This is a genomic window from Pseudomonas sp. IT-P395, assembly GCF_949767675.1.
In the GTDB taxonomy this organism is placed as follows: domain Bacteria; phylum Pseudomonadota; class Gammaproteobacteria; order Pseudomonadales; family Pseudomonadaceae; genus Aquipseudomonas.
On the sequence record NZ_CATKPW010000005.1, the window covers coordinates 194,469 to 207,642 of the forward strand.

13 protein-coding genes, 5 tRNA genes and 1 riboswitch are annotated in these 13,174 nt (G+C 56.6%); of the genes, 13 read left to right on the top strand and 5 right to left on the bottom strand.

The window, feature by feature from the left end; genetic code table 11:
• Positions 1-7: 7 nt before the first annotated feature.
• Entirely contained in the window at positions 8-298 is a 291-nt protein-coding gene (locus ACM6IN_RS05225) for a hypothetical protein (RefSeq protein WP_007919345.1), read from the top strand.
• A 12-nt stretch (positions 299-310) separates the two neighbouring features.
• Entirely contained in the window at positions 311-1,321 is a 1,011-nt protein-coding gene (gene astE, locus ACM6IN_RS05230) for a succinylglutamate desuccinylase (RefSeq protein WP_414915537.1), read from the top strand.
• Positions 1,322-1,442: 121 nt separating this feature from the next.
• On the opposite strand, the gene ACM6IN_RS05235 is transcribed toward astE, so the two are convergent.
• Positions 1,443-1,952: a 6,7-dimethyl-8-ribityllumazine synthase gene (locus ACM6IN_RS05235; RefSeq protein ID WP_007919335.1), complete on the bottom strand. Its 510-nt coding sequence runs from the start codon at positions 1,950-1,952 to the stop codon at positions 1,443-1,445.
• Between the two features lie 104 nt (positions 1,953-2,056).
• A riboswitch (FMN riboswitch) is annotated at positions 2,057-2,228 on the bottom strand.
• A 198-nt stretch (positions 2,229-2,426) separates the two neighbouring features.
• Here ACM6IN_RS05235 and ltaE point away from each other — a divergent pair.
• The 8 genes from ltaE to ACM6IN_RS05275 all read left to right on the top strand — a co-directional run bounded on the left by ltaE (position 2,427) and on the right by ACM6IN_RS05275 (position 8,538).
• Positions 2,427-3,431 (top strand): low-specificity L-threonine aldolase, encoded by a 1,005-nt coding sequence (gene ltaE, locus ACM6IN_RS05240; protein WP_007919334.1) that lies wholly within the window; start codon positions 2,427-2,429, stop codon positions 3,429-3,431.
• A gap of 146 nt (positions 3,432-3,577) precedes the next feature.
• Entirely contained in the window at positions 3,578-6,196 is a 2,619-nt protein-coding gene (alaS, locus tag ACM6IN_RS05245; RefSeq protein WP_038366539.1) for an alanine--tRNA ligase, read from the top strand.
• A 90-nt stretch (positions 6,197-6,286) separates the two neighbouring features.
• Positions 6,287-7,528, top strand: a complete 1,242-nt coding sequence (locus tag ACM6IN_RS05250; RefSeq protein WP_007919332.1) for an aspartate kinase — start codon at positions 6,287-6,289, stop codon at positions 7,526-7,528.
• Between the two features lie 187 nt (positions 7,529-7,715).
• Positions 7,716-7,904, top strand: a complete 189-nt coding sequence (gene csrA / locus ACM6IN_RS05255) for a carbon storage regulator CsrA (protein WP_002554426.1) — start codon at positions 7,716-7,718, stop codon at positions 7,902-7,904.
• Positions 7,905-7,966: 62 nt separating this feature from the next.
• Positions 7,967-8,057 (top strand) — tRNA-Ser (locus tag ACM6IN_RS05260).
• A gap of 107 nt (positions 8,058-8,164) precedes the next feature.
• Positions 8,165-8,241: transfer RNA gene (locus ACM6IN_RS05265), tRNA-Arg, on the top strand.
• Between the two features lie 71 nt (positions 8,242-8,312).
• Positions 8,313-8,389: transfer RNA gene (locus ACM6IN_RS05270), tRNA-Arg, on the top strand.
• Between the two features lie 72 nt (positions 8,390-8,461).
• Positions 8,462-8,538: transfer RNA gene (locus ACM6IN_RS05275), tRNA-Arg, on the top strand.
• A gap of 19 nt (positions 8,539-8,557) precedes the next feature.
• Here ACM6IN_RS05275 and ACM6IN_RS05280 read toward each other — a convergent pair.
• Positions 8,558-9,076: a cell envelope protein SmpA gene (locus tag ACM6IN_RS05280; RefSeq protein ID WP_414915538.1), complete on the bottom strand. Its 519-nt coding sequence runs from the start codon at positions 9,074-9,076 to the stop codon at positions 8,558-8,560.
• Positions 9,077-9,397: 321 nt separating this feature from the next.
• Between ACM6IN_RS05280 and mgtE the strand changes: the two genes are divergently transcribed.
• Positions 9,398-10,840 (top strand): magnesium transporter, encoded by a 1,443-nt coding sequence (gene mgtE / locus ACM6IN_RS05285; protein ID WP_007919330.1) that lies wholly within the window; start codon positions 9,398-9,400, stop codon positions 10,838-10,840.
• A 113-nt stretch (positions 10,841-10,953) separates the two neighbouring features.
• Here the strand turns inward: mgtE and ACM6IN_RS05290 are convergent, their stop codons facing one another.
• On the bottom strand, positions 10,954-11,280 hold the full coding sequence (locus ACM6IN_RS05290) for an Arc family DNA-binding protein (RefSeq protein ID WP_003178899.1): 327 nt from the start codon (positions 11,278-11,280) through the stop codon (positions 10,954-10,956).
• Positions 11,281-11,669: 389 nt separating this feature from the next.
• Here ACM6IN_RS05290 and phnN point away from each other — a divergent pair, with 389 nt between their 5' ends.
• Positions 11,670-12,239 (top strand): phosphonate metabolism protein/1,5-bisphosphokinase (PRPP-forming) PhnN, encoded by a 570-nt coding sequence (phnN, locus tag ACM6IN_RS05295; protein WP_095112209.1) that lies wholly within the window; start codon positions 11,670-11,672, stop codon positions 12,237-12,239.
• On the opposite strand, the gene ACM6IN_RS05300 is transcribed toward phnN, so the two are convergent.
• Positions 12,214-12,393, bottom strand: a complete 180-nt coding sequence (locus ACM6IN_RS05300; protein WP_095112208.1) for a PA3371 family protein — start codon at positions 12,391-12,393, stop codon at positions 12,214-12,216. The genes phnN and ACM6IN_RS05300 overlap by 26 nt on opposite strands.
• Positions 12,394-12,413: 20 nt before the next feature.
• On the bottom strand, positions 12,414-12,650 hold the full coding sequence (locus tag ACM6IN_RS05305) for a hypothetical protein (protein ID WP_414915539.1): 237 nt from the start codon (positions 12,648-12,650) through the stop codon (positions 12,414-12,416).
• A gap of 294 nt (positions 12,651-12,944) precedes the next feature.
• On the opposite strand from ACM6IN_RS05305, the gene ACM6IN_RS05310 reads away from it, so the two are divergent.
• Positions 12,945-13,021 (top strand) — tRNA-Arg (locus ACM6IN_RS05310).
• Positions 13,022-13,174: the final 153 nt, after the last annotated feature.

Consider the following 13,174-nt stretch of genomic DNA (forward strand, 5'->3'; position numbering starts at 1 on the left):
TAAAAACATGAGCGATTCCCTGCAGCTGATCCTTGAAGACACCGACGGCACGCAACTGGAGACCTCCTGCACCCGCGTCGCGGTCATGTGGCAAGGCAAAGAGCTGTGGATCCAGCAGGACGGCCGTGGCCAACTGCTGATCGGCGTGGACGTTGAAGAAGGTGACGCCGAGTACGCCAACCTGCTGCTGCGCCCATTGGCGACTAATCTGGTAAGTCTGCAACTGGAAATGGAACCGGCTGACGTCGGCGACGACGAAGACCACGTGCACGGCCCGGATTGCAACCACGATCACTAAGGAAACCGCTCTATGCTCGCCCTCGGCAAACTGCTTGAACTGACCCTCGCCGGCCGCGAACCGGCGGAGAAGACTCAACTGACTGTCGAAGGCGTGCGTATGCGCTGGTTGAGCGAAGGTGCGCTGGAAGTCCGGCCACCGGAAGCGCGCGACAATGGCCTGGACCTGCTGCTGTCGGCAGGCATCCACGGCAACGAAACAGCGCCGATCGAGTTGCTTGATCGGCTGCTGCACGACATCGCACGCGGCGATCTGAAGCCGCGCGCACGCATTCTGTTCCTGTTTGGCAACCCGGAAGCGATTCGCAAAGGCGAGCGTTTCGTCGAGCAGGACGTCAATCGGCTGTTCAACGGCCGTCATGAACAAAGCAGTGGCAGCGAAGCACTGCGTGCCTGTGAGCTGGAGCGTCTGGCAGCGAGCTTTTTCAGCAAACCGGATCGCCAGCGTCTGCACTACGACCTGCACACCGCTATTCGCGGTTCGAAGATCGAGCAGTTTGCCTTGTATCCGTGGAAGGAAGGTCGCCAGCATTCGCGTCTTGAGCTGGCACGTCTGCGCGCTGCGGGCATGGAAGCGGTGCTGTTGCAGAACAAACCGTCGATCGTGTTCAGCTCGTACACCTACGACAAGCTCGGTGCCGAGGCTTTCACGCTGGAACTGGGCAAGGCGCGGCCGTTCGGGCAGAACGACGGGGTTAACGTCTCGCTGCTGGAAACTCGTTTGAAGCAGATTATCGAAGGCACTGAGCCACAGATGGCTGAAGCGCAGCTGGATGGTTTGCAGCTTTTCAGCGTGGCGCGGGAAATCATCAAGCACAGCGATGCCTTTCGCTTGAACCTGCCGCAGGACATCGAAAATTTTTCCGAGTTGGAGATGGGTTACGTGTTGGCCGAAGACTTGGCCAATACCCGCTGGATCATCGAGGAAGAGGGCGCACGGATCATCTTCCCCAATCCCAAGGTCAAGAACGGCTTGCGCGCGGGTATCCTGATCGTCCCGACCACCGACGAAAACCTCGCCTGACCCTGCGCAAAAACCCTGTAGGAGTGAGCCTGCTCGCGATTGCAATGTATCAGTCACTACAGTGGTCGACTGACACTCCGCTATCGCGAGCAGGCTCACTCCTACAGTTTTGGTTCTGTGTTTACACGGCTACAGCATGCGGCTCTGTACGACGCAGTGCGCGAACCTTGCGCAGCGTATCCGCGCAAGTCCGCGCTGCTTCCTGACCCTTGTGCACAAAGTGCTCGAAGAAGAACTTCTGATGCTCGTCACCGGCATGGAAGTGATGCGGGGTCAGCGACACCGAGAATACCGGCACTTCGGTTTCCAGTTGCACCTGCATCAGGCCGCTGACCACCGACTGGGCGACGAACTCGTGACGGTAGATGCCGCCGTCAACCACCAGAGCAGCGGCGACGATGCCGGCATAACGGCCGGTTTTGGCCAGCAACTTGGCGTGCAGGGGCATTTCAAAGGCGCCGCCGACTTCGAAGATATCGATGTCCGACTCCTGATAACCCAGGGCAATCATTTCGGCGACGAAGCCTTTTCGGCTCTGGTCGACGATTTCCTTGTGCCAGCAGGCCTGGATGAACGCGACGCGCTCGCCGTGAGGGTGTTTGCTTTTGCTGTCGATAGCGGTGGGTTGCATGTTCTGACTCCTGTTTGTGTGAAAAACAGGGCGTTATGAATCGAAAGGGATTCAAGGGTGCGCACACGCACAACATCATCGTGCGGACGGCCCTTTGGCGTTAATCCCGTTCTCTCTTCATCCGGACTATGACCGTCGGCCCCGGAATCACACCGGGTCTGCTGACCTTGCCGCCGATCTCAACCGAAGTCGTGTTCGTCGCCAAGCGCTCGCGGGCTATGCGCATTGCGCGCAATTACCGCCGGTGGGGAATTGCACCCCGCCCTGAGAACGTTTTTGCCGCCCTTTCTGGGGCGGCGCAGCGTTTTTAACACAGATTGTGTGTCTGTGCATTGCGCCTTTCTGATGATTGTCATCGAATTTTTTGCAGGCTCGAAACGACTTTTCCTTGCCCAAGGCTTGATTAATCCACGCGATGACCGCAGTAATTCCACTTCGTAAAGGGATTTCCCCTGCTGATTTGAGGCCAGGTTCATGAGCGTTATCGATCTTCGCAGCGACACTGTCACCCAACCGACTCCCGCCATGCTCGACGCGATGACTGCGGCGGACACCGGTGATGACGTGTACGGCGAAGATCCGACGGTCAATCGCCTGGAAACCGAATTGGCCCAACGCTTGGGTTTTACCGCCGCTTTATTTGTGCCGACCGGCACCATGAGCAACCTGCTGGGTTTGATGGCGCACTGCGAGCGCGGCGACGAATACGTCGTTGGCCAGCAGGCGCACACCTACAAATACGAGGGCGGTGGCGCGGCGGTGCTCGGTTCGATCCAGCCGCAGCCGCTGGAAGTGCAAGCCGATGGTTCACTGGATCTGGATCAAGTCGCCGCCGCGATCAAACCGGACGACTTCCATTTCGCCCGGACTCGTTTGCTGGCGCTGGAAAACACCATGCAGGGCAAAGTGCTGCCGCTGGAGTACCTGGCCCGCGCACGCCGCTTCACTCAGGAAAAAGGCTTGCAACTGCACCTCGACGGCGCGCGCCTGTACAACGCGGCGGTCAAGCTGGGTGTTGATGCCCGGGAAATCACCCAGCATTTCGACTCAGTGTCGGTGTGCTTGTCCAAAGGCCTCGGCGCGCCGGTGGGTTCGGTGTTGTGCGGTTCGGCCGAGTTGATCGGCAAGGCTCGCCGTCTGCGCAAAATGGTCGGCGGTGGCATGCGTCAGTCCGGGTTGCTGGCAGCGGCGGGGCTGTACGCGCTGGATCACAACGTCGAGCGTCTGGCCGACGACCACGCCAATGCGCAACTGCTGGCCGACGGTCTGCGTGAAGCAGGTTTCATCGTCGAACCGGTGCAAACCAACATGGTTTATGTGCAAATGGGCGACAAAGCCGAAGCGATCAAGGCCTTTGCTGCCGAACGCGGGATCAAGTTGAGCGCCGCCGCACGCCTGCGTATGGTCACGCACATGGACGTCAATCGCTCGCAAATCGAGCAAGTGATCGCGACATTCGTCGAGTTTTCGCGCAAGTGACAGCGTTAGCCGTCCAATTGACCGTTTCTATCGTATAAACACGCTGTACCCCGCGCGCAGGGCCGATATAATGCGGCCCTTTGCCGTCGCTTCGTCTGTTGACGTTTCGAACAGGCCTTTGGCCGCAGCCTCCGTGGAAGAACCTAATGAAAAGCGCAGAAATCCGTGAAGCCTTCCTTCGCTTCTTCGAAGAGCAAGGCCACACCCGTGTAGCCTCCAGCTCTTTGATTCCGGGCAACGACCCAACCCTGCTGTTCACTAACGCGGGGATGAACCAGTTCAAGGACTGCTTCCTGGGCCAGGAAAAACGTGCGTACACCCGTGCGACCAGCAGCCAGAAGTGCGTGCGTGCCGGTGGCAAGAACAGCGACCTGGAAAACGTCGGTTATACCGCTCGTCACCACACATTCTTTGAAATGCTCGGTAACTTCAGCTTCGGTGACTATTTCAAGAAGGACGCGATTACCTACGCGTGGACCTTCCTGACCGGCGTTCTGCAACTGCCGAAGGAAAAACTCTGGGTCACCGTCTACGCCTCCGACGACGAAGCGTATGACATCTGGACCAAAGAAATCGGTGTGCCGGTCGAGCGCATGATCCGCATCGGCGACAACAAAGGCGCGCCGTACGCTTCCGACAACTTCTGGACCATGGGCGATACCGGCCCGTGCGGCCCGTGCACCGAGATTTTCTACGATCACGGCGACCACATCTGGGGCGGCCCACCGGGCTCGCCGGAAGAAGACGGTGACCGTTACATCGAAATCTGGAACAACGTGTTCATGCAGTTCAACCGCACCGCCGATGGCGTGTTGCATCCGTTGCCAGCGCCGTCGGTCGACACCGGCATGGGTCTGGAGCGGATCAGTGCGGTGATGCAGCACGTCAATTCCAACTACGACATTGACCTGTTCAAGAACCTGCTGAAGGCCTCGGCTGAAGCGATCGGTTGCGAAAACGGCGATCAGTCGTCGCTGAAAGTAGTGTCCGACCACATTCGTTCGTGCGGCTTCCTGATCGCCGACGGCGTGCTGCCGTCCAACGAGGGTCGCGGTTATGTGCTGCGCCGGATCATCCGTCGCGCCTGCCGTCACGGTAACAAGCTGGGCGCCACCGGCAGCTTCTTCTACAAGATCGTCGCGGCGCTGGTTGCCGAGATGGGCGAAGCCTTCCCGGAACTGAAGAAGCAGCAGAGCAACATTGAGCGCGTGCTCAAGGCCGAGGAAGAGCAGTTCTCCAAGACGCTTGAGCACGGCCTGAAGATTCTCGAGCAGGATCTGCTGGAACTCAAAGGCACCGTGGTGCCGGGCGACGTAGTCTTCAAACTCTACGACACCTACGGTTTCCCGATGGACCTGACCGCCGACATCGCCCGCGAGCGCAGCCTGACAGTCGACGAAGCCGGTTTTGAGCGTGAGATGGAAGCCCAGCGTGTTCGTGCGCGTTCGGCCAGCTCGTTCGGTCTGGACTACAACACCTTGGTCAAGGTTGATGTGGCCACCGAGTTCACCGGTTACAAAGACACCAGCGGTTCGGCAAAAATCGTTGCTATCTATAAAGATGGCCAGTCGGTCGACGTCTTGAATGAAGGCGAAGAGGCGGTGATCGTGCTGAACCAGACGCCGTTCTACGCTGAATCCGGCGGCCAGATCGGCGACTGCGGTTATCTGCAGGCGGGCAGCGCACGTTTCGACGTTCGCGACACCACCAAGACTGGCGGCGCATTCCTGCACCACGGTGTACTGGATTCGGGCAGCCTGACCATCGGCGCGCCAGTGGAAACTCATGTCGATGCCGAGGTGCGTCACGCTACCTCGCTGAACCACTCGGCCACGCACTTGCTGCACGCTGCTTTGCGTCAGGTGCTGGGCGAGCACGTTCAGCAGAAAGGTTCGTTGGTGGATAGCCAGCGTCTGCGTTTCGACTTCAGCCACTTTGAAGCGATCAAGCCTGAGCAAATTAAAGCGCTGGAAGACATCGTCAACGCCGAAATTCGCAAGAACTCCGCCGTTGAAACCGAAGAAACCGACATCGAAACCGCCAAGAACAAGGGCGCGATGGCGCTGTTCGGCGAGAAGTACGGCGACAACGTACGTGTGTTGAGCATGGGCGGCGATTTCTCCGTCGAGCTGTGCGGCGGTATCCACGCCAACCGTACCGGCGACATCGGCCTGCTGAAAATCATCAGCGAAGGCGGTGTGGCTTCGGGTGTGCGTCGTATCGAGGCAGTTACCGGTGCTGCGGCACTGGCTTACTTGAACGCGGCAGAAGAACAACTCAAGGAAGCGGCCAGCCTGGTCAAGGGCAGCCGCGACAACCTGATCGACAAGCTGTCGGCTGTGCTGGAGCGCAATCGCCAACTGGAGAAGCAACTCGAGCAGTTGCAAGCCAAGGCTGCCAGTGCTGCGGGCGACGATCTGTCTTCCTCGGCGCTGGACGTCAAAGGCGTGAAGGTTCTGGCTGCACGTCTGGATGGTCAGGACGCCAAGGCGCTGCTGGCGCTGGTTGATCAGTTGAAGAACAAACTCGGTCGCGCAGTGATCCTGCTCGGCAGTGTCCATGAGGAAAAGGTCGTACTGGTTGCAGGTGTAACCAAGGACCTGACTGGCCAACTCAAAGCCGGTGATTTGATGAAGCAGGCTGCTGCGGCAGTGGGCGGGAAGGGCGGTGGTCGTCCGGATATGGCGCAGGGCGGCGGTGTCGACGCCGGCGCACTGGATGGCGCACTGGCGCTGACCGTTCCATTCGTCGAGCAGGGTTTATAAGACGGCCCGTCGGGCCCGCAGTCTAGTGGCGGGCCCGGCGGCTGTTCGAGTGATTATTGGGCGCCCTTCATGGGCAGAGGCGGCTTTGAAATGGCTTTGATCGTACAGAAATTTGGAGGCACCTCGGTCGGTACCGTCGAGAGAATCGAGCAGGTCGCCGACAAGGTTAAGAAATTCCGCGATGCCGGCGATGACCTGGTGGTTGTGCTGTCTGCAATGAGCGGCGAAACCAACCGTCTGATCGATCTGGCCAAGCAAATCAGTGGCGACACGCAACCGGTTCCGCGTGAGCTGGACGTGATTGTTTCCACCGGTGAGCAGGTGACGATTGCTCTGCTGGCGATGGCGTTGATCAAGCGCGGTGTGCCGGCGGTGTCGTACACCGGTAATCAGGTGCGGATCCTGACCGACAGTGCGCACAATAAAGCGCGTATCTTGCAGATTGATGACCAAAAGATTCGCGGTGATCTGAAAGCAGGTCGCGTGGTGGTTGTCGCCGGTTTCCAGGGCGTCGACGAGCACGGCAACATCACCACCCTTGGTCGTGGCGGTTCCGACACGACCGGCGTGGCTTTGGCTGCCGCGTTGAAGGCTGACGAGTGCCAGATCTACACCGACGTGGATGGTGTCTACACCACCGACCCGCGCGTTGTGCCGGTCGCTCAGCGTCTGGACAAGATTACCTTTGAAGAGATGCTGGAAATGGCCAGTCTCGGTTCCAAGGTGTTGCAGATCCGTGCGGTGGAATTCGCCGGCAAGTACAACGTTCCGCTGCGCGTACTGCACAGCTTCAAGGAGGGTCCGGGCACCCTCATTACTATTGATGAAGAGGAAACCATGGAACAGCCGATCATTTCCGGCATCGCTTTCAACCGCGATGAAGCCAAGCTGACCATCCGTGGCGTGCCAGACACCCCGGGCGTGGCGTTCAAGATTCTCGGCCCGATCAGTGCCGCGAACATCGAAGTCGACATGATCGTGCAGAACGTTGCGCACGATAACACCACCGACTTCACCTTCACCGTGCACCGCAACGACTACCAGGCCGCACAGACCGTGCTGGAAAACACCGCTCGCGAGATCGGTGCCCGTGAAGTGGTTGGCGACACCAAGATTGCCAAGGTCTCGATCGTCGGCGTCGGCATGCGTTCCCACGCAGGCGTGGCCAGCCGCATGTTCGAATCCCTGGCGAAAGAAAGCATCAACATCCAGATGATCTCGACTTCGGAAATCAAGGTTTCCGTGGTGATTGAAGAGAAGTACCTGGAACTGGCCGTGCGCGCCCTGCACACGGCTTTCGAACTGGATGCGCCTGCCCGTCAAGGCGAGTAATTCCGTTTCTTGAAGGGCGCGGTCTGACCGCGCCCTTTATTTTTTGAATGGCGCGAGCCCTGAACTGTTCTTTTGCTCGCGCTGGTCAATACTCAGGCATGTAGGGCTACGATCGCTCCGGTTGTAGGTCGGGTGCCTTTTTTTTGCAGACTGTTGTCCCTGAACTGAATTGCGTAAGGAGAAAGGTATGCTGATTCTGACTCGTCGGTGCGCAGAAAGCCTGATTATCGGTGATGGCGAAATCACCGTGACCGTGCTCGGCGTTAAAGGAAATCAAGTGCGTATCGGCGTCAATGCCCCGAAAGAGGTTGCCGTGCACCGTGAGGAAATTTACCTGCGTATAAAGAAAGAGAAGGACGAAGAACCAAGCCATTAATTTTTATCGATTTTTATGTTTGCAAACGGGGAAAAGGTTGGTTAAGATACGCCCCGTGTTGCGGAGAGCTGGCCGAGTGGCCGAAGGCGCTCCCCTGCTAAGGGAGTACACCTCAAAAGGGTGTCGGGGGTTCGAATCCCCCGTTCTCCGCCATTATTTGCTTAGTACGTCGTAATCTGGCTTTTTCTGTAAGTTGTTGAAATTAATAGAAAAAGTGGTTGGAATAGAGATTAGACGGGCTATAATGCGGCGCAACAAATGCACTCGTAGCTCAGCTGGATAGAGTACTCGGCTACGAACCGAGCGGTCACAGGTTCGAATCCTGTCGAGTGCACCATTTAAGAGTTAGTTACAGCAATGTAAATAGCTCGGCTTCAACCAGATGTGATCTGGTATAAAAACACAAATGCACTCGTAGCTCAGCTGGATAGAGTACTCGGCTACGAACCGAGCGGTCACAGGTTCGAATCCTGTCGAGTGCACCATTTAAGAGTTAGTTGCAGCGATGTGAATAACTTGGTTTCAGCCAGTTGTGGTCTGGTCTAAAAACACAAATTGCACTCGTAGCTCAGCTGGATAGAGTACTCGGCTACGAACCGAGCGGTCACAGGTTCGAATCCTGTCGAGTGCACCATATACCGAAAAGCCCGCGTTTAACGCGGGCTTTTTGCTGTCCGGGATTTGGTTTTTGCCTTCACGCATCCCCTCTCATCAAAATCTATTTGAGCCGAACGGCCTCGCTTGAGGTCATAGCGATAGCTGGTCGCCGATGTTCGAATATTCACCTTGTCCGGTTTGCCTAACGCGCTTTCGACGTCTTGCTGACTCATGCCGGCAATGACTCGGCGATTGATGATCGCTTCGCGACGTTGCCTGGCGTCGATCAGATTCCCGCATTTGTCTTCAGTGTGGCCAACGATGCCCGGTTCTCGGCCTGCGGTTGTCATGCCGAAGGTTTCTTTATGGTTGTGTTCTGGCATCACGGCCACAACTGATCCGGGCGAGTAGGGGTGAACTTCCTGTGCCGAGCGCCGTTCACCTTGCGCACAGCTCATCGAGGTGAAGGTGATGCTGCCATCGGCGGCTTCGCAGCGATGGAGGGTCAGGGCGGCCCCGGTCGGCGGCAGGCAGAACAGGCTGGTGAGTACAAGGTGGGATGGTTTCAATGGCATTCGACGTCCTCCATGACGATCTACGCTCAAGGGTAGTCGCTACATTTTCCAGTGCCGGTGTGTTTTCTTTTCAGGATGAGTCGTCGCATGTGCAGGGATCAGGACAGTGCTCAGGATTGTTTCGCAAGCGCTTGTTTCGACCGCGATTTTTTAACGTTTTAAACCGTCAGGCGGTGTATCATTGCGCCCGTCAGCCCCGCCGGGGCTTGTGGAAAACCTCCATGGACTTACCCAGTAGTTACTCAGTACCCCGTTTCACCAATCATGAATTGACTGATTGATCCTTCCGGCGTGCCCCGCTGCTGGGAGTGGAGTTCGCCTATGTCTGAAATCGAAGTAAAGAAAACACAAGAAAGCCTGCAGGATCGCCTGGCTCAGGTTGTCGAGTTGCTGCAGCGTCAGCGCGTCGTCGAAGACCTGACTCATCGCCAGGAAGGCGCGCATCACGATCGCGTCGAAAACCTGGTTCATCGACAAAATCTCGTCGAGCTGCAACGCAAGCTTGATGATCTGCACTCTGCCGACGTCGCCTACATCCTTGAAGCCTTGCCGCTGGACGATCGTCTGACGCTCTGGCAATTGGTCAAGGCTGATCGCGACGGCGATATCCTTCTCGAAGTATCCGACTCTGTTCGTGAAACGCTGATCGCCGACATGGACGATCACGAGCTCCTGGCCGCGGCCAAGGACATGGACGCCGACGAACTTGCTGACCTGGCTTCCGAGCTGCCGCGAGACGTCGTCCACGAGCTGATGGAGAGTCTGGATAACCAGCAACGTGAACGCGTGCGGTCGGCCCTGTCTTACGACGAGGAGCAGGTCGGTGCGTTGATGGACTTCGAGATGGTGACTATCCGTGAGGATGTCAGTCTCGAAGTGGTTCTGCGCTATCTGCGTCGCCTCAAAGAGCTTCCAGGTCATACCGACAAGCTCTTTGTCGTTGATTACGATGGTGTGCTCAAGGGTGTACTGCCGATCAAGCGCCTTTTGGTCAATGACCCGGACAAACAAGTTGCCGAGGTGATGGCCAGTGATCCGGTGAGCTTCCACCCGGACGAAGATGCCTACGACGCCGCACAGGCCTTCGAGCGTTACGACTTGATCTCCGCCCCGGTAGTCGATAAGAACGGCAAGTTGATCGGCCGTCTGACGATCGACGAAATGGTCGATCTGATTCGTGAGGAAAGCGAGAACGAAGTCCTCAACATGGCCGGTCTGCGTGAAGAGGAGGATATCTTCGCTTCGGTATGGAAGTCTCTGCGTAACCGTTGGGCGTGGCTGGCGATCAACTTGATCACTGCGTTTGTCGCGTCGCGAGTGATCGGTCTGTTCGAGGGTTCGATCGAGAAGCTGGTAGCACTGGCGGCACTCATGCCGATCGTGGCGGGTATTGGTGGTAATTCCGGTAACCAGACGATCACCATGATCGTTCGCGCCATGGCGCTCGATCAGGTCAGTACCGGTAATACTTCGCGCCTGATGCGCAAGGAGTTGGCGGTAGGCTTGATCAATGGCTTGGTCTGGGGAGGTGTGATCGGTGTTGTTGCCTATCTGCTCTACGGGAGTTGGTCCCTGGGCGTGGTAATGACCGCGGCAATGACACTTAACCTGTTACTGGCTGCATTGATGGGCGTTTTGATCCCTATGACCCTGGCGAAGATGGGGCGAGATCCGGCAATGGGAGCCAGCGTGATGATCACTGCGATGACCGACAGTGGTGGCTTCTTCATATTCCTGGGGTTGGCGACAATCTTCCTGCTCTAACCGGCAGCATTGAAACAGCCCGCCAATTAGCGGGCTTTTTTGTGCCTGCGATTACCCAAAATCCGCGCGAAAAAAAGCCAGCAATTAAGCTGGCTTGAGATGTTCGGTATGGCTCAGGACGCGTCTGCTGCCATTTCTGCATCGTGGGCAATCAAGGACACCAGAGCATTTTGTTGACGGTGAGACAGCTGGCGGAAACGTTGCAACAGCTCGCGCTCGTGCAACGACAGCTCCGGGCTGTCCAGGCGCATGCTCAGCTCTTCGCCCAGTGCACCTTCCTGAATAAGACTCTGCTCAAGGCGCGCAATGATTTCGGAGTTCATGCTGCGATGATGATTGCGAGCCACCTCGGCAATGCGTTCCCGCATTCCGTCTGGCAGACGTACGACGAACTTGTCAGCCGTACGGCTGGAATAAATTGCCTGTTTCAATGGGCGCATATATTTAACCGGTTAGTTCAGGGGAGCGGTTCTCGGGATTGGCCGCAGGATGTGTGGTAGGACAAGCATCCGCGCCAAATGGTTCAACCTGAATTGTTAAGAGGCCCGCATCATGCCTCAAAATTGCCAGATCATTGGCGTCAATTCTGTGACAAATATTGAGCTGGGTAAAGGCGTAATGCCAGCACCAATTATCAGAAATGCGGACTGGTTTGAAATCTTCGCCACTGTCCGCATCCTTGCTCGGTTCCTGCCGCACATCAATTGATGTCCGAAGGCATCAGAACGTGCATTCTATGCGGGTTCTAAATCCTTGTTCCTTACCTGTACAGGATAGTGGCAAATTGCCGATTTACTAGTGGCATACCCTGCTGGAGGGTGTTTTCAGGATGGATGGCAAGCTAATTTATTTGATGGGGCCGTCCGGTTCGGGAAAGGACAGTTTGATTGAAGCTGCGCGGGTGCCATTGCGTGCGTTGAACTGCGAGGTGATGCGTCGGGTGATCACGCGATCCGCTGAATCGGTAGGAGAGGATGCCATTGGGGTGACACCGGAGGAGTTCGAGCGACGCGAGCGCGCTGGCGACTTCTCGCTGGCCTGGCGCGCCAATGGTCTTGCCTATGGAATTACGGTGGAAATGGATCAGCGACTGAAAGCTGGTCAGCATGTGTTGGTCAACGGTTCCCGCGCCAATCTGCGCCAGGCATTGGAGCGCTATCCGGCGCTGCTGCCGGTTTTGCTTACGGTCAGGAATGAAGTTTTGCGAGAACGTCTGCTCAGACGTGGTCGAGAGACGCTTGAGCAGATTGAAGAAAGACTGGCTCGCAATGCGTTGTTCAAGGATCGGAGGTCAAGTGATGGGCCGGTATATCACATCGATAATTCCGGAAATCTGGCGGAGGCCGTCAATGATCTTCTGCGCCTGATCGGGATCAACGTAAAACCGGATCAAATTTGATTTTCCGTCCGGCAGCCATTGCAAGCACAAACAGCACTGTAAACACACCGCAGCCAATCAGTGGCAGGGTGATTTCGGTACCCTCGAACAACGATAAATGCACAACGCCGCTCAATAAAGCGAGGATCAGAAATCCTGCAGCTGATTTGGACATTTTGTACTCCTGAAGATATTTCAAAAAACCAGATGTTCTGAAGTCAGTGCTGGCAGCGTCTGCCCGGAAATACTGACGGCTTGTGAGGTGGGGTTGACCTGATCGCTCAGCACCGCCAGTTGCGGCGTTCTCTGTACCTGCAGGTAATGTGGCATACGCAGAACCAATGGCTCTGGTGCGGAACTCTCGGGGATAAATTGGGAGCTCACCAAAACCACTAGAGCAATTGCGTTTGCAAGCAAAAGAGTGCTGTTCATGGGGCGTGGCTCCGAATGTTCTTCTATAGAACAGATAAAGCAGCCGTCGTGCCAACAGTTTAACCTCTGTTAAGTCCTTTAAAAACAAGCATTTGAGAGGCTTTTACGGCTTGCTTGGATTGCAATCTGCAATGAAGGCGTTAGGGAGGGGTGCAAAATGCACGGTAATTCTTCCCGCGATATGGCAGGGCGGTTGCCTACACTTAAAAAGCCCTACGGACGACATGACAAATCCGGGTGCGGTGGTTAACATGCACGCCGTCCGTCATGCAGCGTCTGCTGCGACAAGCGTGTGTCCCAGTAGCTCAATTGGATAGAGCATCCCCCTCCTAAGGGGAAGGTTGGCAGTTCGAACCTGCCCTGGGACACCATCTATTTGTTGAAACTCTCTCCTTTGATATTCGCTGACCTCGTGCTCAAGCTTTGCTACGAGCCAGGGTGGGTTTGCCTATGCTTTCTGGCTGAAGGCTTGATTCCAGGTAAGGCTTAGGTGAGCGCCTCTATATAGAAGGCTTTTCCTTGCT